Annotated in this window: 20 protein-coding genes; 13 read left to right on the top strand and 7 right to left on the bottom strand. The window is 65.3% G+C overall.

The genetic code is table 11. The features are described from left to right. Positions 1 to 5 precede the first annotated feature (5 nt). The 3 genes from aroG to OKW43_RS16190 all read left to right on the top strand — a co-directional run bounded on the left by aroG (position 6) and on the right by OKW43_RS16190 (position 1,956). The gene (gene aroG, locus OKW43_RS16200) at positions 6 to 1,079 is read left to right on the top strand and encodes a 3-deoxy-7-phosphoheptulonate synthase AroG (protein WP_187633875.1); all 1,074 of its coding nucleotides are present in this window, start codon (positions 6 to 8) and stop codon (positions 1,077 to 1,079) included. Between the two features lie 203 nt (positions 1,080 to 1,282). Further along, entirely contained in the window at positions 1,283 to 1,627 is a 345-nt protein-coding gene (locus OKW43_RS16195; protein ID WP_429448422.1) for a type II toxin-antitoxin system RelE/ParE family toxin, read from the top strand. Then, positions 1,624 to 1,956, top strand: a complete 333-nt coding sequence (locus OKW43_RS16190) for a helix-turn-helix domain-containing protein (protein WP_187633877.1) — start codon at positions 1,624 to 1,626, stop codon at positions 1,954 to 1,956. The genes OKW43_RS16195 and OKW43_RS16190 overlap by 4 nt, the downstream gene beginning before the upstream one ends. 54 nt (positions 1,957 to 2,010) lie before the next feature. Here OKW43_RS16190 and OKW43_RS16185 read toward each other — a convergent pair whose 3' ends face one another. Beyond that, a complete protein-coding gene (locus tag OKW43_RS16185; protein WP_187633878.1) occupies positions 2,011 to 2,565 on the bottom strand; it encodes a cob(I)yrinic acid a,c-diamide adenosyltransferase in 555 nt (184 codons plus the stop codon). A gap of 262 nt (positions 2,566 to 2,827) precedes the next feature. Here OKW43_RS16185 and OKW43_RS16180 point away from each other — a divergent pair, with 262 nt between their 5' ends. The 6 genes from OKW43_RS16180 (at position 2,828) to proC (ending at position 9,953) form a co-directional block, all read left to right on the top strand. Next, a complete protein-coding gene (locus OKW43_RS16180) occupies positions 2,828 to 4,246 on the top strand; it encodes an FAD-linked oxidase C-terminal domain-containing protein (protein WP_429448419.1) in 1,419 nt (472 codons plus the stop codon). 48 nt (positions 4,247 to 4,294) lie between these two features. Next, a complete protein-coding gene (locus tag OKW43_RS16175; RefSeq protein ID WP_187633880.1) occupies positions 4,295 to 5,788 on the top strand; it encodes an FAD-linked oxidase C-terminal domain-containing protein in 1,494 nt (497 codons plus the stop codon). A 182-nt stretch (positions 5,789 to 5,970) separates the two neighbouring features. Further along, complete coding sequence (gene glcE / locus OKW43_RS16170; protein ID WP_429448417.1) at positions 5,971 to 7,059, top strand: glycolate oxidase subunit GlcE; 1,089 nt, start codon at positions 5,971 to 5,973, stop codon at positions 7,057 to 7,059. Positions 7,060 to 7,067: 8 nt separating this feature from the next. After that, positions 7,068 to 8,294, top strand: a complete 1,227-nt coding sequence (gene glcF / locus OKW43_RS16165) for a glycolate oxidase subunit GlcF (RefSeq protein WP_187633882.1) — start codon at positions 7,068 to 7,070, stop codon at positions 8,292 to 8,294. A 36-nt stretch (positions 8,295 to 8,330) separates the two neighbouring features. Beyond that, entirely contained in the window at positions 8,331 to 9,053 is a 723-nt protein-coding gene (locus tag OKW43_RS16160) for a YggS family pyridoxal phosphate-dependent enzyme (protein WP_187633883.1), read from the top strand. A gap of 84 nt (positions 9,054 to 9,137) precedes the next feature. Beyond that, positions 9,138 to 9,953, top strand: a complete 816-nt coding sequence (proC, locus tag OKW43_RS16155; protein ID WP_187633884.1) for a pyrroline-5-carboxylate reductase — start codon at positions 9,138 to 9,140, stop codon at positions 9,951 to 9,953. 69 nt (positions 9,954 to 10,022) lie between these two features. On the opposite strand, the gene ubiA is transcribed toward proC, so the two are convergent. The 6 genes from ubiA to recG all read right to left on the bottom strand — a co-directional run bounded on the left by ubiA (position 10,023) and on the right by recG (position 17,195). Continuing rightward, positions 10,023 to 10,886, bottom strand: coding sequence for a 4-hydroxybenzoate octaprenyltransferase (gene ubiA, locus OKW43_RS16150; RefSeq protein ID WP_187633885.1), 864 nt, complete (start codon positions 10,884 to 10,886; stop codon positions 10,023 to 10,025). 186 nt (positions 10,887 to 11,072) lie between these two features. Next, entirely contained in the window at positions 11,073 to 11,567 is a 495-nt protein-coding gene (locus OKW43_RS16145; protein ID WP_187633886.1) for a Dps family protein, read from the bottom strand. Between the two features lie 154 nt (positions 11,568 to 11,721). Beyond that, complete coding sequence (locus OKW43_RS16140; RefSeq protein ID WP_187633887.1) at positions 11,722 to 11,886, bottom strand: hypothetical protein; 165 nt, start codon at positions 11,884 to 11,886, stop codon at positions 11,722 to 11,724. Between the two features lie 29 nt (positions 11,887 to 11,915). Further along, positions 11,916 to 13,370: a catalase gene (locus OKW43_RS16135; protein WP_429448413.1), complete on the bottom strand. Its 1,455-nt coding sequence runs from the start codon at positions 13,368 to 13,370 to the stop codon at positions 11,916 to 11,918. Between the two features lie 413 nt (positions 13,371 to 13,783). Beyond that, on the bottom strand, positions 13,784 to 14,743 hold the full coding sequence (locus OKW43_RS16130) for a LysR substrate-binding domain-containing protein (protein WP_187633889.1): 960 nt from the start codon (positions 14,741 to 14,743) through the stop codon (positions 13,784 to 13,786). A gap of 103 nt (positions 14,744 to 14,846) precedes the next feature. Beyond that, positions 14,847 to 17,195, bottom strand: coding sequence for an ATP-dependent DNA helicase RecG (gene recG / locus OKW43_RS16125; protein WP_429448411.1), 2,349 nt, complete (start codon positions 17,193 to 17,195; stop codon positions 14,847 to 14,849). Positions 17,196 to 17,385: 190 nt separating this feature from the next. Here recG and queA point away from each other — a divergent pair, with 190 nt between their 5' ends. From queA to secD, 4 genes are all read left to right on the top strand, one after another. Beyond that, a complete protein-coding gene (gene queA / locus OKW43_RS16120; protein ID WP_429448409.1) occupies positions 17,386 to 18,444 on the top strand; it encodes a tRNA preQ1(34) S-adenosylmethionine ribosyltransferase-isomerase QueA in 1,059 nt (352 codons plus the stop codon). Positions 18,445 to 18,558: 114 nt separating this feature from the next. Next, positions 18,559 to 19,758, top strand: a complete 1,200-nt coding sequence (tgt, locus tag OKW43_RS16115; protein ID WP_187633892.1) for a tRNA guanosine(34) transglycosylase Tgt — start codon at positions 18,559 to 18,561, stop codon at positions 19,756 to 19,758. 196 nt (positions 19,759 to 19,954) lie between these two features. Further along, entirely contained in the window at positions 19,955 to 20,284 is a 330-nt protein-coding gene (gene yajC / locus OKW43_RS16110; protein WP_018419452.1) for a preprotein translocase subunit YajC, read from the top strand. 116 nt (positions 20,285 to 20,400) lie between these two features. Beyond that, positions 20,401 to 22,494, top strand: a complete 2,094-nt coding sequence (gene secD / locus OKW43_RS16105; RefSeq protein WP_429448407.1) for a protein translocase subunit SecD — start codon at positions 20,401 to 20,403, stop codon at positions 22,492 to 22,494. The last annotated feature ends 11 nt before the right edge of the window (positions 22,495 to 22,505 follow it).

Here is a 22,505-nt window from a genome sequence, read left to right as displayed (position 1 = left end):
ACCACATGCCCCCGCACAATACCGACGATGTCCGCATCCGCGAATTGAAGGAACTCACGCCGCCCGCTCACCTGATCCGCGAATTTGCGTGCGACGAGACGGTGTCCAACGTGATCTACGACTCGCGCACCGCGATGCATCGGATTCTGCACGGCATGGACGACCGTCTGATCGTCGTGATCGGCCCGTGCTCGATTCACGATCCGAAGGCCGCGATCGAATACGCGGGGCGTCTGATCGAGCAGCGCAAGCGCTTTGCCGGCGAACTCGAAGTCGTAATGCGCGTGTACTTCGAAAAGCCGCGCACGACGGTGGGCTGGAAGGGTCTCATCAACGACCCGCATATGGACAACAGCTTCAAGATCAACGAAGGCCTGCGCACCGCGCGCGAGCTGCTGCTGCGCATCAACGAACTCGGCCTGCCGGCCGGCACCGAGTACCTCGACATGATCAGCCCGCAGTACATCGCGGACCTGATCTCGTGGGGGGCCATCGGCGCGCGCACGACCGAATCGCAGGTGCATCGCGAGCTCGCGTCGGGACTGTCGTGCCCGGTCGGCTTCAAGAACGGCACGGACGGCAACGTGAAGATCGCCGTCGACGCGATCAAGGCGGCCTCGCAGCCGCACCATTTCCTGTCGGTCACGAAGGGCGGCCACTCGGCGATCGTATCGACCGCGGGAAATGAGGACTGCCACGTCATTCTGCGCGGCGGCAAAACGCCGAACTACGACGCCGACAGCGTCAACGCGGCCTGCGCGGACATCGGCAAAGCGGGTCTCGCCGCGCGTCTGATGATCGACGCGAGCCACGCGAACAGTTCGAAGAAGCACGAGAACCAGATTCCGGTGTGCGCGGACGTCGGCCGTCAGATCGCCGCGGGTGACGAGCGGATCGTCGGTGTGATGGTGGAGTCGCACCTCGTCGCGGGTCGCCAGGATCTGCAGGAAGGCTGCGAGCTCACGTACGGGCAGAGCATTACCGATGCATGCATCGGCTGGGATGAAAGCGTCGCCGTGCTCGAAGGCCTTGCCGAAGCGGTCAGGCAGCGCCGCGTCGCGCGCGGCAGCGGCAACTGAACACTCGCCCCGTCGCCACTTTGGCGACTTGTCTGCAGTTGGTAGAAAAAACCCGGTTCGATTTCGAACCGGGTTTTTTATTGGCCAGTCGGACGAACGGTACTGAGCCTGCCGCCTCGCTATCGTCATAGCTCGTTGCCTGGTCGTTCGCACGACTTGACCGGGTTGGAGGATGCGTATAAGATTTTATACATGAGGTGGCGATGGAGCAGCAAAAGGAAATTCGCTGGTTAGGCTCCAGCTACCGTGATTTGCTCGCTTTTCCCGACGAAGCGCGTCGTCTCGCAGGGTTTCAGCTTCACAAGATTCAGTCAGGACTCGACCCCGACGACTGGAAACCGATTGACTCGATCGGCGCGGGAACGCGCGAAATTCGCATCAGAGACGAAGACGGCATTTTTCGCGTGATGTACGTGACCAAATACGCCGAAGCGCTGTACGTGCTGCATTGCTTTCAGAAGAAGACGCAGAAGCTCGGCCCGCACGACAGAAAAATTGCCGAAACGCGCTACCGCGCCATCATCCATTACAGGACCACCCAGCCATGACGATCGACACCAACATTCGTCACGTAACGCGAGCCGGCGCGAACGTGTTTGTCGAACTCGGTTTTTCCGCCGAGGAAGCGAAGCGTCTTCACGCGGCGTCGCAAAAACAGATCAACGACACGCGGCTGCTCAAGGAACAGCTGATGACCGAGCTGTCCACGTGGATCGAACAGCATCATCTGAGGCAGGCCGAGGCGGCTGAAATTCTGATGGTGTCGCGCCCGCGCGTGTCCGATGTCGTCAACAAGAAAACCACCAAGTTCACGATCGACACGCTCGTGGAAATGCTCAGCCGTATCGGCAAGCCGGTCACGCTCGCCGTCGGTTGAGCGTCGGCTCGTGCAGAGCACCGTGCGTGTCGATACGCGCATGCGCGTCGCCATTCACGGCGCGCCGCGATCGTGCTGCCACAGCACGTCGGTGCCGCCGTCCGCGCGATTGAGCACGCGCGCCAGCACGAACAACAGATCGGACAGCCGGTTCACGTATTGACGCGGCGCCGCGTTCAGCGCCTCGTGTTCGCCGAGCGCGACGATCGCGCGCTCCGCTCGGCGGCAAACGGTACGGCACACGTGCGCGAGCGCGGCCGCGCGCGAACCGCCCGGCAGAATGAATTCCTTCAGCGGCGGCAGCGCGGCGTTGTAGTCGGCGAGCCAGCCGTCGAGCTGTGCGAGATGCTGGTCGGTAAGCATCGTGTGGCCGGGAATGCACAGCTCGCCGCCAAGATCGAACAGGTCGTGCTGGATCGCGACCAGCGCCGCGCGCACGTTCTCGGGCAGCTTCTCGCACAACAGCACGCCCAGATTCGAATTGAGTTCGTCGATGTCGCCGATCGCGGCGATGCGCGTGCTGTCCTTGCGCACGCGGCGGCCGTCGCCGAGACCGGTGGTGCCGTCGTCGCCGGTGCGAGTGGCGATCTTGCTGAGGCGATTGCCCATGATATCTCCCATGCATTCGGTGGCGATGCGGCCACCACGTTTATCCATATTGCTCGCATCGCGAAATCGCCGCCATTATATGAGCGCTAGTCGGCGCCGCGCCGGCTGGCGGCGTAAAATGAAACACCTGCTGCAAACAGGCTGCACCTAAAGAAACTTTCACGAGACCGGAGCAAGCGCTGTAGCGCTAAACCGATCGAGCTAAAGCATTGGACCGGAGTAAGCGCTGTAGCGCTAACTCCGGTCGACACAGGAGACATGCGTGAACCATCCCGTGCCGCCGGCCCCGCTGCGCCGGCCGTTTCCCGCCGGATTGCTGAACCAGCTCAAAGCCGCTTTCGGCGATCGGGTCTCCGTTGCCGAAGCCGTGCGTGCGCATCACGGCCGCGACGAATCGCCATTCGATCCGCAACTGCCTGACGCCGTCGTGTTCGCGCGCACGACCGAAGACGTGCAAACCGCCGTCAAGCTGTGCGGCCAGTTCGATGTGCCGATCATTCCGTACGGCAATGGTTCGTCGCTCGAAGGACATCTGCTTGCGGTGCAAGGCGGCGTGTCGATCGATCTGTCGGAAATGAACCGCGTGTTGTCGATCAACGCCGAAGACCTGACCGTCACCGTCGAGCCCGGCATCTCACGCAAGCAACTGAACGAAGCACTGCGCGACACCGGCCTGTTCTTCCCGATCGATCCGGGCGCGGACGCGAGCATTGGCGGCATGTCGGCCACGCGCGCGTCGGGTACCAACGCCGTGCGCTACGGCACGATGCGCGAGAACGTGCTCGGCCTGACGGTGGTGCTCGCCGATGGCCGCGTGATCAAGACCGGCTCGCGCGCGCGCAAGTCGGCGGCGGGGTATGACCTCACGCGCCTGTTCGTCGGCTCGGAAGGCACGCTCGGCGTGATCACCGAAATCACGGTGCGCCTGTATCCGCAGCCGGAGGCGGTGTCGGCCGCGGTGTGCACGTTCCCGTCGATGGGCGATGCGGTGCGCGCGGTTATCGAGACGATCCAGATCGGCGTGCCGATCGCGCGTGTCGAGTTCGTCGATTCGCTGGCGATCCGCTCGATCAATCGCCATTCGAATCTGACGCTGCGCGAAGCACCCACGTTGTTCTTCGAATTTCATGGCACCGAGGCGGGCGTCAAGGAACAGGCCCAGCTCGTGCAGGAACTGGCCGCGCAGAACGCCGGTGAAGGCTTCGAATGGGCGACGCGCCCCGAAGACCGCAGCCGTCTGTGGAACGCGCGTCACAACGCCTATTTCGCGATGTTGCAACTGAAGCCCGGCTCGCGCGCGGTGACCACCGACGTCTGCGTACCGATCTCGCGTCTCGCGGAGTGCGTGGTCGAAACGGAGCAGGATCTGTTGGCCTCGCCGCTGCCCTGCCCGATCGTCGGCCATGTCGGCGACGGCAACTTCCACGTCGCAATCCTGATCGACCCGAACAAGCCCGAGGAACTCGAGGAAGCCGAGCGCCTGAACCATCGCATCGTGCAGCGCGCGCTGCGCATGGACGGCACCTGCACCGGCGAGCATGGCATCGGCCTGCACAAGATGGGCTTTCTACTCGAGGAGCATGGCGACGTCGCGGTCGACACGATGCGCTCGATCAAGCACGCGCTCGACCCGCGCAATCTGATGAACCCGGGCAAGATCTTCGCGTGGGCGGCGGCCTGACCGACGTTGCGAAGGCTGGCCGCGGCAAGCCACGAGGAGACAACTCACATGAACGCACCCGCTGAACTGTCGGCTGAAGTCCTCGCGCAGCGTCAGCGCGAAGTCGTGCAGGCGCTGATGGCCGTGTTGCCGACCCACTGTCTGCTGTATCGCGAGGAAGACACCGTCGCGTACGACTGCGACGGCCTCGCCGCGTACCGGCGTCTGCCGCTCGCGGTCGCGTTGCCGGAAACCGAATCGCAGGTGCAGCGCATCGTGCAGATCTGCCATCGCCTCGAGGTGCCCATCGTGCCGCGCGGTGCGGGCACCGGGCTGTCCGGCGGCGCGATGCCGATCCGGCTCGGCGTGGTGGTGTCGCTCGCACGCTTTCGCAAGATCGTCGAGGTCGACCCGTACGCGCGCATCGCGACCGTGCAACCGGGCGTGCGCAATCTGGCGATCTCCGAGGCCGCGGCACCGTACGGCCTCTACTATGCGCCCGACCCATCGTCGCAAATTGCGTGCACGATCGGCGGCAACGTGTCCGAGAATTCGGGCGGCGTGCATTGCCTGAAGTACGGCCTCACCGTGCACAACGTACTGCGCGTGCGAGCGGTGACGATGGAAGGCGAAATCGTCGAATTCGGCTCGCTCGCGCCCGACGCGCCGGGGCTCGATCTGCTCGCGGTGCTGATCGGCAGCGAGGGCATGTTCGCGATCGTCACCGAGGTCACCGTCAAGCTGATCCCGAAGCCGCAAACGGCGCAGGTCATCATGGCCAGCTTCGACGACGTCGTCAAAGGCGGCGACGCGGTCGCGGGCATCATCGCGGCGGGCATCATTCCGGCCGGCCTCGAGATGATGGACAAGCCCGCCACGCGCGCGGTCGAGGAGTTCGTCAACGCAGGCTACGATCTCGACGCGGCGGCGATCCTGCTGTGCGAATCGGACGGCACACCCGAGGAAGTCGCGAACGAGATCGTACGCATGACCGCGGTGCTGCGCGAGCACGGCGCGACCCGTATCCAGATTTCGCGCACGGAAGCGGAGCGCCTACGCTTCTGGTCCGGGCGCAAGAACGCGTTTCCGGCCGCCGGCCGCATCTCGCCGGACTATTACTGCATGGACGGCACCGTGCCGCGCCGCAGTATCGGGCCGCTGCTCGCGCGCATCGAGGAGATGGAAAAAACGTACCAGTTGCGCTGCATCAACGTGTTCCATGCCGGCGACGGCAACATGCATCCGCTGATCCTGTTCAACGGCAACGACAAGGACGAGTGGCACCGCGCCGAGTTGTTCGGTTGCGACATCCTCGAAGCTTGCGTCGAGCTGGGCGGCACGGTGACGGGTGAGCATGGCGTCGGCATCGAGAAGATCAATTCGATGTGCGTGCAGTTCTCGCCCGAGGAGCGCGATACGTTCCACGCGGTCAAGCGGGCCTTCGACGCGCCCGGCCTGCTGAACCCCGACAAGGGCATCCCGACACGGGCGCGCTGCGCCGAATACGGCAAGATGCACGTGCGCGGCGGGCTGCTGCCGCATCCGGAGCTGCCTCGCTTCTAGCGGCTGGCGTCGGCATTGCGCATCCGCCGCACGCCGCGCGCGCTGATGCTGGCGCGGCGTGCGCGGCGCCTCGCTCCGTCCCCTTCAGACCAATGCTCCGCGCCCCGTCATGCGGGTGCGCTCCGGCTTGCCAGCGAGCCGCCGCCCGGTACAATCAAACGACACACAACGAGCAGGACACCATGGAAGAGGACGACATCGTCGCCGGATGGTCCGAACGCGTGCGTTCGGCCAGCGCCGAGGGAGGCGCGGTGCGCATCCGCGGCGGCGGCACCAAGGACTGGTATGGTCAGACGCTGGAAGGTGAGATCCTCGACACGCGCGCTTATCGCGGCATCATCGCGTACGATCCGGCCGAGCTCGTGATCACCGCGCGCGCGGGGACACCGTTGCTGGAAATCGAAGCCGCGCTCGCCGAGCACGACCAGATGCTGCCGTTCGAGCCGCCGCACTTCGGTCCGCAGGCCACCTTCGGCGGCTGCATCGCCGCGGGTATTTCGGGGCCGCGCAGGCCGGCCGTCGGCGCCGCGCGCGACTTCGTGCTCGGTGCCGTCGTGATGAACGGCCACGGCCAGGTGCTGCGCTTCGGCGGCCAGGTCGTCAAGAATGTCGCGGGCTACGACGTGTCGCGGCTGCTCGCGGGCTCGCTCGGCACGCTCGGGTTGATCCTCGAGCTATCGGTCAAAGTGCTGCCGCGGCCGCAGGCCGAAGCCACGCTGAAGTTCGACATGAACGGCACCGACGCGGTACGCAAGCTCAACGAATGGGGCGGCCGGCCGCTGCCGATCACCGCGAGCGCATGGCGCAACGGCACGCTCGCGGTGCGCCTGGGCGGCGCGGAAGCCGCGGTCAAGTCCGCGCGCACCGGGCTCGGCGGCGAAGTCGTCGATGCGGTCGAAGCCGAACGCTTCTGGGCCGGACTGCGCGAACAGACCGATTCGTTTTTTGCGGGCATTCCGCCGAAGGCCGCGCTGTGGCGTCTCGCGCTGCCGTCGATCACCGAGCCGCTGCAACTGCCCGGCGCGCAACTGATGGAATGGGGCGGCGGCCAGCGCTGGTGGATCACCGACACCGACGCACAAACCGTGCGCATCAGCGCGAAGCAGGCCGGCGGCCACGCGACGATCTTCCGCAGCGGCCAAGGCTACGACCGCAGCGCCGGCGTATTCACACCGCTGCCCGCGCCGCTGATGAAAATCCATCGCGGCCTCAAACACGCATTCGACCCGGTCCGCATATTCAACCGCGGCCGTCTCTACCCCGACTTCTGAGCGATGCGATGCAAACCAACCTCGCGGACTTCATTCGCAATACGCCCGATGGCAACGAAGCCGACGCCATCCTGCGCAAGTGCGTGCATTGCGGCTTCTGCACGGCCACCTGCCCGACCTATCAACTGCTCGGCGACGAGCTCGACGGCCCGCGCGGGCGCATTTATCTGATCAAGCAGATGGTCGAAGGCGCGCCGGTCACGCGCAGCACGCAGGTTCACCTGGACCGCTGCCTCACCTGTCGCAATTGTGAGTCGACCTGCCCGTCGGGCGTGCAATACGGGCGGCTCGTCGAAATCGGCCGCAAGCTCACCGAAGAGAAAGTCAAGCGTCCGCTCAATCAGCGGCTGATGCGGCGCCTGCTCGCGAGCGTGCTGCCGAACAGCGCGATCTTCACGCCCGCGATGCGCTTGGGCCAGCACGTGCGCGGCCTGCTGCCGAAGAAACTGCGCGACAAGGTGCCCGCGCGTCAACGCCCGCTCGAATGGCCGAGCGCGCAACACGAACGCAAGGTGCTGATGCTCGCGGGCTGCGTGCAGCCGTCGATGATGCCGAACGTCAACATCGCGACCGCGCGCGTGTTCGACGCGCTCGGCATCGAAACGCTGGTTGCGCCCGAAGCCGGCTGCTGCGGCGCGATCCGCCTGCACCTCGGCTACCACGACGAGGCGCTCGACGACCTGCGCGCGAACATCGACGCATGGTGGCCCTACGTCGAACAGGGCGTTGAAGCGATCGTGATGAACGCGTCGGGCTGCGGCGCGACGGTCAAGGAATACGCGCACCTGCTGCGCCACGATCCCAACTATGCGGAGAAAGCGCGCCGCATCGTCGAACTGACGCGCGACGTCTGCGAGATCCTGCCTGAGTTCGAGGCGCAGCTTGTCGCGATCACGCGCCGCCGGGCCGTGCACACGGTCGCATTTCATCCGCCCTGCACGCTGCAGCATGGGCAGCAGATCCGCGGCAAGGTGGAGCAACTGCTCGGCGCGCTCGGCCTCGAAGTGCGCCTGCCCGCCGACAGCCATCTGTGCTGCGGCTCGGCCGGCACCTACTCGCTGCTGCAGCCGCGCCTGTCGTACGCGCTGCGCGACCAGAAGCTCGAGCGTTTGCAGGCGCAGGAGCCGCAGGTGATCCTGTCGGCGAACGTCGGTTGCATCGCGCATTTGCAAAGCGGCACGTCGACGCCGGTCGCGCACTGGATCGAACTGGTCGAGCACATGCTGTCCGTATAATCGGGACATCGTCTTCGCTGAACACCGGTTCGTTCCATGTCCGATCTGCCTCACCGTCTCGCCGAGCACCTGGCTCTCAATCTCGCCGACGTTCACGAGCGCATCGCCCGAGCCGCGCAAGCGGCCGGCCGCGACGCGCAGTCCGTGATGCTGCTCGCGGTCTCCAAGACGTTTCGCGCCGATGCGGTGCGCGCCGCTCGTGCGGCCGGTCAGCGCGCATTCGGCGAAAACTACGTGCAGGAAGCACTCGACAAGATCCAGACGCTCGCCGATCTGCGCGCGTCGCTCGAATGGCACTTCATCGGGCCGCTGCAATCGAACAAGACGCGGGCCGTCGCCGAGCATTTCGACTGGGTACATTCGGTCGATCGGCTGAAGATCGCGCAGCGACTGTCGGAACAGCGCCCCGACGACCTGCCGCCGCTCAACGTGTGCCTGCAGGTCAACGTCAGCGGTGAAGCGTCAAAGAGCGGTGTCACGGTCGGCGACGCGGCCGCCGTCGCGCAACAGATCGCCGCGCTGCCGAAGCTGAAGCTGCGCGGACTGATGTCGATCCCCGAACCGCTCGGCGATCTGGACGCGCAACGCGCGCCGCATCGCCAATTGCGCGTGCTGTTCGAGCGCTTGCGTGTCGACGGACTTGCGCTCGATACGCTGTCGATGGGCATGTCGGCCGATCTCGAAGCAGCCGTGCTCGAAGGCGCGACGATCGTCCGCATCGGCACCGCGATCTTCGGCGCGCGCGATTACTCGCGCTGAGCATTTGCACGGGCGTCGCGCGAGCCTGGCCGCGCGACGCCCTCACCGCATTTCCGCATCTCAACTGAACCTGTCCTGACCATCATGAAAATTGCGTTTATCGGCGGCGGCAACATGGCCGCGGCGTTGATCGGCGGCCTCATCAAGCGGGGCGTGGCGCCCTCGGACCTGTACGCGGTCGATCCGAACGAAGACGCGCGCCAGCGCAACCAGCAACAGTTCGGCATCCGCACCGGCGTGGCCGCCGACGGCGCGCTCGCTGATTACGACGCAGTCGTGCTCGCGGTAAAGCCGCAGATCCTGAAGAGCGTCGCCGGGACGGTGGCGCCGCATCTGCGCGCGTCGCAACTCATCGTCAGCATCGTCGCGGGCATTCGCATCGGCGACATGTCGCGCTGGCTCGACGGCCACAGCCGCATCGTGCGCGTGATGCCGAATACGCCGGCGCTGATCGGCATGGGCGTGACGGGTCTGGTCGCAAGCGGCAGCGTCGACGAAGCGGGTCGCGCGCTCGCGTCGCAGGTGCTCGGCGCGGTCGGCGAAACCGTCTGGTTCGATGACGAAGCGAAGATCGACGCGGTGACCGCGATCTCGGGCAGCGGGCCGGCCTACGTGTTCTATTTCATCGAAGCGCTGCAGGAAGCCGCGCGCCAGCTCGGCATGGACGAAGCGCAAGGCCGCGCGCTCGCGGTCGCGACGTTCACGGGCGCCGCGCAACTCGCAGCCAATTCCGACGAGCCGCCGAGCGTGTTGCGCGAGCGCGTGACATCGAAGGGCGGCACGACCGCGGCGGCGCTCGCCTCGTTCGACGCGAGCGGTATCAAGGATGCAATCGTGCGCGGCGCGCTGGCCGCCGACGCGCGGGCGCGCGAAATGGGCGACGAGTTCGGCAAGCAGTAACGCGAACCGGCGTCGAAAAGAAACGGCGGAAACAGCAGCGGTCTGAAGCCCGCAAAGCGCTGACGCGAATTAAAGCGAAGCCAGCACGTAATGCGCGGCGATCCCCGCGAACAACGCGCCGCCGAGCCAGTTGTTGTGACGGAACGCGGCGAAGCACGGCATGCGCTCGCGATGGCGGATCAGCGTGTAGTGATAGATCGCGCAACCCACTGCGACCGCCCAGCCGAGCCAGTACAGCAGACCGAACCCGAGCGTTACGCCGATGCCGACGTAAATCCCGAGCGTCACCGCATAGCACAGCATGACCGCGGTCACGTCGAAGCGGCCGAACGTCAGCGCCGACGTGCGGATGCCGATCTTGATGTCGTCGTCGCGATCGACCATCGCGTATTCGGTGTCGTACGCAACGGCCCAGAAGATGTTCGCGATCAGCATCACCCACGCGAGCGGCGGCACGTGATCCTGCACCGCGGCGAACGCCATCGGAATGCCAAAGCCGAACGCGATGCCCAGGTACGCCTGCGGAATCGCAAAGAAGCGCTTCATGAACGGATACGTGCCGGCGACGAATAGCGCCACCACGGACAACGCCTTGGTCAACGCATTGAGCGGCTGGATCAGCGCAAACGCAATCAACGACAGGACCGTGGCCAGCAAAACCGCTTCCCACGCGTTGATCTTGCCGGACGTGAGCGGCCGGTTTTCGGTGCGCTTCACGTGACGGTCGAAATCGCGGTCCGCATAGTCGTTGATCGCGCAGCCGGCCGAGCGCATCAGCACCGTGCCGAGCGTGAAGATCACCAGCAATTGCCACGACGGATGACCGCCGGATGCGATCCACAGTGCGTTGAGGGTCGGCCACAGCAGCAGCAGGCTGCCGATCGGCTTATCCATGCGCACGAGGCGCAGATACAGGGGAAGTCGGGCGAACATGGGACGAATTCGGTGAAGTGCGAACACGGTGCACCTATTTTACGGGAAGCACACGGCGCGCCCGGATTCGCACGGCCGCGCAAAAAACAAAGCCCCCCGTGCAGGGAGGCTTGTGCGTTTTTAGCACGGCGTGGGCGTTGCCCGCGCCGGCATCGGACCTGACTCGACCGGCTCAGTCACGGCAAATCAAGCGAGCAGCGAGCGCAGCATCCACGCGGTCTTTTCGTGCGTCTGCATGCGTTGCGTGAGCAGGTCGGCGGTCGGCTCGTCGTTGGCGGCTTCCGTGGACGGGAAGATTGCGCGCGCGGTGCGCACCACGGCTTCCTGGCCTTCGACCAACTGGCGGATCATGTCTTCGGCGAGCGGCACGCCGTCCGCTTCGGGGATCGACGACAGCTTCGCGAAATCCTTATAGCTGCCCGGCGCATGCACGCCCAATGCGCGGATGCGTTCGGCGATCGAGTCGACCGCGAGCGCGAGTTCGTTGTACTGCGTTTCGAACATCAGGTGCAGCGTGTTGAACATCGGACCCGTGACGTTCCAGTGAAAGTTGTGGGTCTTCAGGTATAGCGTGTACGTGTCGGCGAGCAGACGCGACAGCCCTTCCGCGATCTTCTTGCGATCCTTGTCGCTGATGCCGATGTTGACGTGCTGTACGGCAGCGGCTTCTTTCTTGGCCATGACGACTCCTTCGAAGAGTGATACGAACCGGTCGGCAGATAACGGTCTGCGGAAACAAAAATAAAACGTTCGACAGTGTAGCGTGAAATGCCGCAACGTTTGCGCAACAGGTGCCCGGAAGCCTTGCTGCGCGGCGATTCCGGCGGCACTGCGCTCAGCCGCCCAGCGCATGCTGCAACGCCTGCGCGGCGATCACCGCGAAGCCGCTCGCGACGATCGCAAAACCCACCACCTTACGCAGCATGAACGCCCGCCGTTGCGCCAGCATGCTTCGCGTCGCGGCCGAACCACCGATGCTTGCCATCACCATCTGAATCATGATCGTACTCCCGGTGCGTATCGTGACGCCTAACGATTCCTGCCTTCCTGCAACGCGGCGAGCGCCGCGATCACCCCTTGCGCGTAAGCCGGATCGGCGCGGCGGAAATGCTCGATCTGACGCGCGACGATCTGCTGCGGCACGCCGTCGATATGTCGCGCGATATTGCCGAACAGACGCTCGCGCTGCGCGTCGTCGAACAGCGCGAACAGCATGCGCGGCTGCGTGTAGTAGTCGTCGTCCTCGCGATGCGGGTAACGCTCGACCGCGCCCGCCGCGAGCGGCGGCTCCGACGCGTTGGCGTCCTGCGCGAAGTCGCCGAAGCGATTCGGCTCGTAATTCACGTTGCCGCCGAGATTGCGGTCGGTGCGCATCGCGCCGTCGCGATGGAACGGATGCGCGCCCGGCGCGCGCGGCGCATTCACCGGAATCTGGTGGTGATTGATGCCGAGCCGGTAACGCTGCGTATCGCCGTACGAGAACAGACGCCCCTGCAACAGACGGTCCGGCGAAAAGCCGATGCCCGGCACCACATTCGCGGGTGTGAACGCCGCCTGCTCGACGTCCGCGAAATAGTTCGCCGCGTTGCGGTTCAGCTCGATCGTGCCGACGTCGATCAACGGATAGTCCTTCTGCGACCACACCTTCGTGATGTCGAACGGGTTGAAGCGGTAATTCAACGCATCCGCTTCCGGCATCACCTGAATCGCGAAGCGCCACTTCGGGAAGTGGCCCGCGTCGATGCTGTTCACCAGATCGCGCTGCGCGCTTTCGCGGTCATTGGCGACCACCTGCGCGGCTTCGGCGTCGGTGAAATTCTCGATGCCCTGCTGCGACTTGAAGTGGAACTTGACCCAGAAACGCTCGTTGTTCGCGTTGATGAACGAGTACGTGTGCGAGCCGAAGCCATGCATCTGCCGGTAGTTCTTCGGAATGCCGCGATCGCTCATCAGAATCGTCACCTGATGCAGCGACTCCGGATGACGCGACCAGAAATCCCACGCGGCGACATTGCTGCGCAGATTCGTGTACGGATCACGCTTCTGCGTATGGATAAAGTCCGGAAACTTCAGCGGATCGCGGATGAAGAACACCGGCGTGTTGTTGCCGACCACGTCCCAGTTGCCTTCTTCCGTGTAGAACTTGATCGAGAAGCCGCGCACGTCGCGCTCGGCGTCGGCCGCGCCACGCTCGCCGGCCACCGCCGAAAAGCGCATGAAAAGCGGCGTTTCCTTGCCAGGCTGCGCAAATACCTTCGCCTTTGTGTAGCGCGAAATGTCGTGCGTCACCGTCAGCGTGCCGAACGCACCCGAACCCTTCGCGTGAACGCGACGTTCGGGAATCACTTCGCGATCGAAATGCGCGAGCTTTTCGAGCAGCCAGACGTCCTGCAGCACGACCGGGCCGCGCGGGCCGGCGGTCATCGAGTTCTGGTTGTCGGCGACGGGCGCGCCGGCGGCATGGGTGAGCTTACGTTCGGACATGGGCACTCCTGCGTGGTTTTTATCGAATCAAAGGGAAAGCGCGCGGCATCCGTGCGTGCCGGACGCCGTCACGGGTAGGCGCGTCAGGCGGCCAGCACCCGGTCGGCCAGCAACGACATGGCAACCGTATGGATACTCGGCGCGGCCGCAGTCGTGGCCGCTTGTGCAGGAAAAGCGTGGATGGGCTGTGAATCCGTTTGCATGGTGTTTTCCTCCTGGCCTGTCTCGCGCCCTGACTCGGGGTCTGGGCGCTGAGCCTTAATCGAATAAGGGGATCGGGCGATCCGTGGAGGAAACTATAGCAACAGCTATCGAATAATCGTATTTGATTAATTTAATCTATTCGATAGGACTTGCGCCCTTGTTGCGACAGGCCGCCCCGGTGTCTGGGGCGGCTGGGGGACGACGGCGACTCAGTTGACGGCGGCAGGCAGATCGAGCTTGTTGACGCCGGGCAGGTCGCAGGCGGCGACTGCGTCGCAGATCGCGTCGATCGCGGGCATGCGCGTGAAGCTCTTGCGCCATGCCAGCACGACACGGCGATCGGGCACCGGCTCGTCGAACGCGACATAGCTGAGCAGGCCCGCGTCGATCCCGCCCGCATGCGGCTTGACCTCGTGCACCGACATGCGCGGCAGCACGGTAATGCCGACGCCGCTTGCGACCATATGACGAATCGTTTCGAGCGACGAGCCCTCGAAGGTCTTCTGGATGCCGTCCGCGTTCTGCGAAAAGCGCATCAGTTCGGGACACACGCCGAGCACATGATCGCGGAAGCAGTGGCCGCTGCCGAGCAGCAGCATGGTTTCCTGCTTCAGATCGTCGGGGTCGATCTTCGGGCGGCTTTCCCACGCGTGACCAGACGGCAGCGCGACGACGAATGGCTCGTCGTAAAGCGGGCGCAGCATCAAACCGGTTTCGGGAAATGGCAGCGCCATGATCGCGACGTCGATTTCGCCCTGCTTGAGCAGCTCGATCAGCTTCAGCGTGTAGTTTTCCTGCAGCATCAGCGGCATCTGCGGCACGCGCCGGATCATCTGCTTGACGAGCGTCGGCAGCAAGTACGGCCCGATCGTGTAGATCACGCCAAGGCGCAGCGGACCGACCAGCGGGTCCTTGCCCTGCTTGGCGATTTCCTTGATCGCAAGCGTCTGCTCGAGCACCCGTTGCGCCTGCGTGACGATCTGTTCGCCGATCGGCGTGACGCTGACCTCGCTGGTGCCGCGCTCGAAAATCTGCACGTTCAGCTCGTCTTCGAGCTTCTTGATGGCCACGGACAGCGTGGGCTGGCTGACGAAACAGGCTTCGGCGGCCCGGCCGAAGTGCCGCTCGCGGGCCACCGCCACGATGTATTTCAATTCGGTGAGCGTCATTCGGGGATCAATCAGTATGAGGGATTTGATAGATTCTAGTTATACACCGATAGGGTCGGTTCGCCAACCTTTTAGCCGTTCCACTTGCGGCGCAGGCTCGCGCTCAGGCTTTCAGATAATGCTCGCGCGCGCCGAGCCAGCGCGCCAGATGCTGGATCACGACGTCCGGATACTGGTCGAGCAGCGTCGCGGCGGCTTCGCGCGCCGGCTCGATCAGGTGCTGATCGTTCTGCAGGTCGGCGAAACGCAGCATCGCCGCGCCCGACTGACGGGCGCCGAGAAACTCCCCGGGCCCGCGGATTTCGAGGTCGCGGCGGGCGATCTCGAAGCCGTCGGTAGTTTCGCGCATCGTTTGCAGGCGGGCGCGGGCGGTCATGGACAGCGGACCGGTGTACAGCAGCACGCAAACCGACGCGGCGCTGCCGCGCCCCACCCGTCCGCGTAACTGATGCAACTGCGCGAGACCGAAGCGTTCCGCATGCTCGATCACCATCAACGACGCGTTCGGCACGTCCACGCCCACCTCGATCACCGTGGTCGCGACCAGCAGCTGGATCTCGTTGCGCGAAAACGCGTCCATCACCGCGGCCTTTTCGGCGGGCGCGAGGCGCCCGTGCACGAGCCCGACCTTCAGCTCGGGCAGCGCGGCCACGAGCGTCTCGTAGGTCTCGACCGCGGTTTGCAGCTGCAGGGTCTCGCTTTCCTCGATCAGCGGACACACCCAGTACACCTGGCGCCCCGTCAGCGCCGCCTCGCGCACGCGGCCGATCACCTCTTCGCGGCGCGCGTCGGACACGAGCTTCGTAAGGATCGGGGTGCGGCCGGGCGGCAATTCGTCGATCGTGGAAACGTCGAGGTCCGCGTAGTAGGTCATCGCGAGCGTGCGCGGAATCGGCGTCGCGGACATCATCAACTGATGCGGCTGGAAGTCGGGCGCGCCGTCGGCGGCGCCTTGCGCCTTCGCTCGCAGCGCGAGCCGTTGCGCGACGCCGAAGCGATGCTGTTCGTCGACGATCACGAGCCCGAGGCGCGCGAACTCGACCGCGTCCTGGATGATCGCGTGCGTGCCGATCACGAGCTGCGCGGTGCCGAGCGCGGCAGCTTCGATCGCGGCGCGCTTCTCCCTGGTCTTCAGACTGCCCGCGAGCCACGCGACGTTCACGCCGAGCGGCTCCAGCCAGCCGCGCAACTTCCGCGCGTGCTGCTCGGCGAGGATTTCGGTCGGCGCCATCAGCGCGGCCTGGTAGCCGGCGTCGATCGCCTGCGCGGCAGCAAGCGCCGCGACGATCGTCTTGCCGCTGCCGACGTCGCCCTGCAACAGCCGCTGCATCGGATGCGGCTGCGTCAGATCGAGCGCGATCTCGCCGCCGACACGCTGCTGCGCGGCCGTCAGCGAAAACGGCAGCGCCTTCAGCAGACGCGCGACCAGCGCCGACTCGTCGCCGAGCTTGCGGCGCGGCATGGCCGGCGCGGCGCGCGTGCGACGTTCGTCGTGCGCGCGCTTGAGCGACATCTGCTGCGCGAGCAATTCCTCGAACTTGATGCGCACCCAGGCCGGATGCGTGCCGTCGATCAGCGCCGTTTCGTCCGACTGCGCGCCCGGATGATGCAGCGTGCGCACCGCGTCCATCAGCGCGGGCACGCCAAGCGGCTCGAGAAACGCGCGCGCGACCGGCGCGGGCAGCAGCTCCGGCAGCGACGTGCGCGCGAGCGCGTTGTCGATCGCCTTGCGCAGATACGCCTGCGATACGCCCGCTGTGCTCGGGTAGACCGGCGTCAGCGCCTGCGGCAGCGGCGTGTCCTCATCGACGACGCGCACGGTCGGGTGCACCATCTCCATGCCGAAAAAGCCGCCGCGCACGTCGCCGCGCACGCGCAGGCGCGCGCCGGGCGCCATCAGCTTGACCTGCGAACCGTAGAAATTCAGAAAGCGCAGCACGAGCTCGTCGCCTTCGGCTTCGCGCAGCTTCACGAGGAGCTGCCGACGCGGGCGATAGGCGATCTCGTTGTCGAACACCACGCCCTCGGTTTGCGCGATGCCGCCGGGCAGCAGGTGAGCGATCGGCGTCAGCGAGGTTTCGTCTTCGTAGCGCATCGGCAGATGCAGCACGAGGTCGATGTCGCGCGTGAGCCCGAGCTTGGCGAGCTTGTCGGCGGTTTTGACGGGGGCTTTGGCTGCGGGTTTGGCGGCGGCCTTCGCCGTGGCTCTGGTTTTGGGCGCGGGTTTGTCGTCGCTCGCGTGGTCGGCCGCGAATTCATCCGGCGGGTCGCCCGCGGCCGCTCCGGTGTGGTCGCCGTCGCGCCCGACATCGTGACCAGCCGCCGTCATGTCGCCATGCGCGCCCCCTTGCGCCTGATCCCGTTGCCTCGCCTCCGCTCGCGCGCCGCGGCGCCGCGGTTCGGCGCCCGCTTCGAGGGTGGCAACGGACGATCGGCGGTCGGACAAAGGCATGGGCTGCTTCGCAAGTACAATATCGGCTTCTGTCGAAAAAAGTCGTGCCGCGCATCGCGCATCCAGCGTGGGCAGGACGCGGCTCTAGGGGCGCGCGGGCCGCTTCGGCGTCCCGCCATCATAGCCGCCCGGCTCCGGCTTCGGCTCGATTCAGTCCCAAATCAGTCCCAACCCGCTTCCAGTCGTTCGCATGTTTACGCTTTCCGATTTCGATTTCGATCTGCCGCCCGAGCTGATCGCGCAAGTCGCGTTGCCCGAGCGCAGCGCAAGCCGTCTGCTCGACGTCGACGCCGCAGGCGCCGCCGACGGCGCCGCGCGCCTGACCGACCGCCGCTTCACCGAGCTGCCCGAGTGCGTCGCGCCGGGCGATCTGCTGGTCTTCAACGATACCAAAGTGCTGAAGGCGCGATTCTTCGGCCAGAAAGCGAGCGGCGGCAGAATCGAAGTGCTGGTCGAGCGCCTGACCGGCGAGCGCAGCGTGCTCGCGCAGATCCGCGCGAGCAAGAGCCCGCAGGCGGGCACGACGATCCGTCTCGCCGATGCGTTCGACGTCACCGTCGGTGAGCGCGTCGATCAGTTCTACACGCTGCATTTCCCCGACGACTGTCTGACGCTGATCGAGCAGTACGGCCGTCTGCCGCTGCCGCCGTACATCGAGCACGACCCCGACGCGACCGACGAAACCCGCTATCAGACCGTGTTCGCGCAGAATCCGGGCGCGGTCGCCGCGCCGACCGCCGGCCTGCACTTCGACGACGCACTGCTCGCCAGGCTCGACGCACATGGCGTCGAACGCGCAACGCTGACGCTGCACGTCGGCGCGGGCACGTTCCAGCCAGTGCGGGTCGAGAACATCGCCGAGCACAAGATGCACAGCGAGCGGTATTACCTGCCGCAAGCGCTCGCGGACAAGATCGCCGCGACGAAAGCGCGCGGCAACCGCGTGATCGCGGTCGGCACGACCTCGATGCGCGCGCTCGAAGCCGCCGCGCGCGACGCCGAAGCCGCCGGCCATCCGCTCGCCGCGGCGAGCGCGGAAACCGACATCTTCATCACGCCGGGTTACCGGTTTCGTGTGGTCGACCGGTTGGTCACGAACTTCCATTTGCCGAAGTCGACGCTGCTGATGCTGGTGTCGGCATTCGCGGGCGTCGAGACGATTCGCGCCGCGTATCGTCATGCGATCGACGAGCGCTATCGCTTTTTCAGCTACGGTGACGCGATGCTGCTCACGCGGCGCGATGCCTAACCCAGTGCGGGCACCGTTTCAAGGTATTGGCAATTTTCCTAGCCGCTGCGATCGCTCGTGGCGGTTTTCATTGATTGCGCCGGACTGTTTTCCGGTAGCACAGGAGTGATCCCCATGACCTTTGGTCATCCCTCGCAACAGCCAGGCCACGAGCACCCCCGAAACGACATCAGCGGCCTCAAATTCGAACTGCTCGGCACCGACGGCCCCGCGCGCCGCGGCCGCGTCACGCTCAATCACGGCGTGGTCGAAACGCCGATCTTCATGCCGGTCGGCACGTACGGCACCGTGAAGGCGGTGCAGCCGCGCGAGCTCGAGGAAATGCATGCGCAGATCATCCTCGGCAACACGTTTCACCTGTGGCTGCGCCCCGGCCTCGAAACGATCGACGCGCACGGCGGCCTGCACGGCTTCATGGGCTGGAAAAAGCCGATCCTGACCGACTCGGGCGGCTTCCAGGTGTTCTCGCTCGGCGATCTGCGCAAGATCACCGAGGACGGCGTCACATTCGCGTCGCCGATCAACGGCGACCGGCTGTTCTTGTCGCCGGAGGTGTCGATGCAGATCCAGAAGGTGCTGAACTCGGACATCGTGATGCAGTTCGACGAATGCACGCCGTATGCGACCAACAACATTCCGACCTCGCACAAGGAAGCGGCAGAATCGATGCGCATGTCGATGCGCTGGGCGCAACGCTCGATCGACGAATTCCAGCGCCTCGGCAATCCGAATGCGCTGTTCGGCATCGTGCAGGGGGGCATGTTCGAGGATCTGCGCGACGAGTCGCTCGCCGGCCTCGCCGAAAAAAACTTCCACGGCCTCGCAATCGGCGGTCTGTCGGTCGGCGAACCGAAGGAAGATATGATGCGGATCCTGAACCACATCGGCCCCAGGATGCCGGCCGACAAGCCGCACTACCTGATGGGCGTCGGCACGCCGGAAGACCTGGTGGCCGGGGTCGCGGCCGGCGTCGACATGTTCGACTGCGTGATGCCGACGCGCAACGCGCGCAACGGCTGGCTGTTCACGCGCTTTGGCGACGTCAAGATCCGCAACGCGACGCACAGGAACTCACTGCGCCCGCTCGACGAGCAATGCGGCTGCTACACCTGCCGCAACTTCACGCGCGGCTATCTGCACCATCTGCATCGCGTCGGCGAAATCCTCGGCGCGCAGCTGAACACGATCCACAACCTGCACTACTACCTGGAGCTGATGCAGGAAATGCGCGATGCGATCGAGGCGAAGCTGTTCGACGCATTCCGCAAGCGCTTCCACGAAGACCGCGCGCGCGGCGTCGAACCGTCCTCCTGACGGCCCCGGCAGGCGGATTTCGCGTGCCACACGCCGACAACTTACAATTCACTTTCGCCGGCCAGTGAATTTGTGCCGAATCGGAGCTTTAAACGGTTGATCGCAAAGCCGATTCGCCGCGCCGGCGCGCATCTGGCCGGTGGTAGAATAACCGGCTGATTTTTTTGTTCGTTTGACTGATAACGGAGAGACCAACGTGTCGTTCATTTCCAATGCCTTCGCGCAAGGCGCTGCAGCAGGCGGTATCGAATCCAACCTGATGAGCTTCCTGCCGCTGATCCTGATGTTCGGCGTGCTGTACTTCATCATGATTCGCCCGCAAATGAAGCGCCAGAAGGAACATCGCAACATGCTCGCAGCGATGGCCAGGGGCGACGAAGTCGTGACGAACGGCGGCATCGTCGGCAAGGTGACAAAGGTGGGCGAAGCCTACGTCGGCATCGAAATTTCGGAAGGCACGGAAATCACCGTGCAAAAGGCGTCGGTCACGACGATTCTCCCGAAGGGCACGATCAAGTCGCTGTAAGGCCTGCACTCCTCGCGTCCGGTGCGGCCTCGCCGGCAGTTCATGCACTTCGCTGAACAGCCCGCGCTCATCGCCGGACGCATCGCATCCAAGCCAACCTTCCCGTTGGACCACTCATGAATCGCTACCCCCTCTGGAAATACGCCGTGATGCTGGTGGCTCTGGTCATCGGTCTCGTGTACACGCTGCCCAATCTGTACGGCGAAGCGCCGGCGGTGCAGGTGTCGAGCGGCAAGGCAACGGTCAAGCTCGACGCCACCACGCTCGCGTCGGTCGAAGCCGCGCTCGCGGACAATCAGATCAAGCCGACCGCGATCACGTTCGACAACTCGCAGACCAACGCGAACATCCGCGTGCGCCTGACGGACACGGACACGCAGCTGCGCGTCAAGGATCTGCTGCAGAAGTCGCTCAATAGCGACCCGAACGATCCGCAGTACATCGTCGCACTGAACCTGCAAAGCGCGTCGCCGACCTGGATGACCGCGCTGCGCGCACTGCCGATGTACCTCGGTCTCGACCTGCGCGGCGGCGTGCATTTCCTGCTGCAGGTCGACATGGCCGGCGCCCTGAACAAGAAGCTCGATTCGGACGCTTCGGACGTACGCACGCTGCTGCGCGACAACAACGTCCGCGACGGCGGCGTGAATCGCGTGAACCAGTCGGTGGTGGTGAATCTGGCCGACCAGGCCACGGCGGACGCGGCACTCAAGCTGCTCGGCCGCAGCGTCAACGAACTTCAGTGGGCGTCGCAGCCGAACACCGGCGCGGACGGCGGCGTGCAGCTGGTCGGTACCTTCACGCCGGCCGTGCAGCGCGAGGTGCAGGACGCCGCGCTCAAGCAGAACATCACGACGCTGCATAACCGTGTGAACGAACTCGGCGTGGCCGAGCCGGTGATCCAGCAACAGGGCTCGGACCGCATCGTGGTCGAACTGCCGGGCGTGCAGGACACCGCGAAGGCGAAGGACATCATCGGCCGTACGGCCACGCTCGAAGCGCGTCTCGCCGACCCGGTCAACACGCATCCGAATCCGAACGACCCGGTGCCGCCGGGCGATGAACTCTTCACGCAAGGCAACCAGGCGCCGGTGCTGCTGCGCAAGCAGGTGATCTTCACCGGCGACCGCATCATCGACGCGTCGGCGGGCTTCGACGAGCATCAGCGTCCGTCGGTCAACATCCGTCTCGACTCGGCCGGCGGCCGCGCGGTACGCGCAGTGTCGCGCGACAACATCGGCAAGCCGATGGCGATGGTGCTGTTCGAACGCGGCAAGGGCGAAGTGCTGACGGTCGCAACGATCCAATCGGAACTCGGCGACCGCTTCCAGATCACCGGCCAGCCGACCCCGCAAGCGGCCGCCGACCTCGCGCTGCTGCTGCGCGCCGGCTCGCTCGCCGCGCCGATGGAAATCATCGAGGAACGCACGATCGGCCCGAGCCTCGGCGCCGACAACATCAAGAAGGGCTTCCACTCGGTCGTGTGGGGCTTCGCGGCGATCGCCGTGTTCATGATCGCGTATTACATGCTGTTCGGCGTGATCTCGATGATCGGCCTGTCCGTGAACCTGCTGCTGCTGGTCGCGGTGCTGTCGATGCTGCAGGCCACGCTCACGCTGCCGGGTATCGCCGCTATCGCGCTCGCGCTCGGTATGGCGATCGACGCGAACGTGCTGATCAACGAGCGCGTGCGCGAAGAGCTGCGCAACGGCGCGCCGCCGCAACTGGCTATCCAGAACGGCTACGCGCATGCATGGGCGACGATTCTCGACTCGAACGTGACCACGCTGATCGCCGGCCTCGCGCTGCTCGCGTTCGGCTCGGGTCCGGTGCGCGGCTTCGCGATCGTCCACTGTATCGGCATTCTGACGTCGATGTTCTCGGCGGTGTTCTTTTCGCGCGGCATCGTCAACTTTTGGTACGGCGGCAAGAAGAAGCTGAAGTCGCTGTCGATCGGCCAGGTGTGGCGTCCGCAAACGGCGGCGGCAGGCTCGGCCGCGTATGTTGGCAACAGCCTCGGCGGCAACGACGCCGCGACCGACACCGCCCAGGCCATCGCCACGGCGAAGGCAAGCGCGAAGGCTAGCCGAAAGGCACCGGCCGCGCCTGGCGCGCAGGGTCGCGCCAAGCCGACCGTGCGCCGTCGCAATTCGCCAGGTACGCCGACGTCGAATGACTCGACGCCGCAGAAACCGGGTTCATCCCGCTGAGTCCCGGAGAA

Source organism: Paraburkholderia sp. WC7.3g (genome assembly GCF_050436345.1).
GTDB lineage: Bacteria > Pseudomonadota > Gammaproteobacteria > Burkholderiales > Burkholderiaceae > Paraburkholderia > Paraburkholderia podalyriae.
Note: the sequence above shows the minus strand (reverse complement) of the source record. Positions and strands in the feature narration are given on the sequence as shown.

Excerpts from the sequence above, each read along its gene's own strand:
- recG (WP_429448411.1), bottom strand. The coding sequence starts at position 17,195 with ATGCCTTTGTCCGACCGCCGATCGTCCGTTGCCACCCTCGAAGCGGGC.
- OKW43_RS16135 (WP_429448413.1), bottom strand. The coding sequence starts at position 13,370 with ATGTCCGAACGTAAGCTCACCCATGCCGCCGGCGCGCCCGTCGCCGAC.
- OKW43_RS16160 (WP_187633883.1), top strand. The coding sequence starts at position 8,331 with ATGTCCGATCTGCCTCACCGTCTCGCCGAGCACCTGGCTCTCAATCTC.
- secD (WP_429448407.1), top strand. The coding sequence starts at position 20,401 with ATGAATCGCTACCCCCTCTGGAAATACGCCGTGATGCTGGTGGCTCTG.
- ubiA (WP_187633885.1), bottom strand. The coding sequence starts at position 10,886 with ATGTTCGCCCGACTTCCCCTGTATCTGCGCCTCGTGCGCATGGATAAG.
- glcF (WP_187633882.1), top strand. The coding sequence starts at position 7,068 with ATGCAAACCAACCTCGCGGACTTCATTCGCAATACGCCCGATGGCAAC.
- OKW43_RS16140 (WP_187633887.1), bottom strand. The coding sequence starts at position 11,886 with ATGATTCAGATGGTGATGGCAAGCATCGGTGGTTCGGCCGCGACGCGA.
- proC (WP_187633884.1), top strand. The coding sequence starts at position 9,138 with ATGAAAATTGCGTTTATCGGCGGCGGCAACATGGCCGCGGCGTTGATC.
- OKW43_RS16145 (WP_187633886.1), bottom strand. The coding sequence starts at position 11,567 with ATGGCCAAGAAAGAAGCCGCTGCCGTACAGCACGTCAACATCGGCATC.
- glcE (WP_429448417.1), top strand. The coding sequence starts at position 5,971 with ATGGAAGAGGACGACATCGTCGCCGGATGGTCCGAACGCGTGCGTTCG.
- OKW43_RS16190 (WP_187633877.1), top strand. The coding sequence starts at position 1,624 with ATGACGATCGACACCAACATTCGTCACGTAACGCGAGCCGGCGCGAAC.
- OKW43_RS16175 (WP_187633880.1), top strand. The coding sequence starts at position 4,295 with ATGAACGCACCCGCTGAACTGTCGGCTGAAGTCCTCGCGCAGCGTCAG.
- OKW43_RS16130 (WP_187633889.1), bottom strand. The coding sequence starts at position 14,743 with ATGACGCTCACCGAATTGAAATACATCGTGGCGGTGGCCCGCGAGCGG.
- tgt (WP_187633892.1), top strand. The coding sequence starts at position 18,559 with ATGACCTTTGGTCATCCCTCGCAACAGCCAGGCCACGAGCACCCCCGA.
- queA (WP_429448409.1), top strand. The coding sequence starts at position 17,386 with ATGTTTACGCTTTCCGATTTCGATTTCGATCTGCCGCCCGAGCTGATC.
- aroG (WP_187633875.1), top strand. The coding sequence starts at position 6 with ATGCCCCCGCACAATACCGACGATGTCCGCATCCGCGAATTGAAGGAA.
- OKW43_RS16195 (WP_429448422.1), top strand. The coding sequence starts at position 1,283 with ATGGAGCAGCAAAAGGAAATTCGCTGGTTAGGCTCCAGCTACCGTGAT.
- OKW43_RS16185 (WP_187633878.1), bottom strand. The coding sequence starts at position 2,565 with ATGGGCAATCGCCTCAGCAAGATCGCCACTCGCACCGGCGACGACGGC.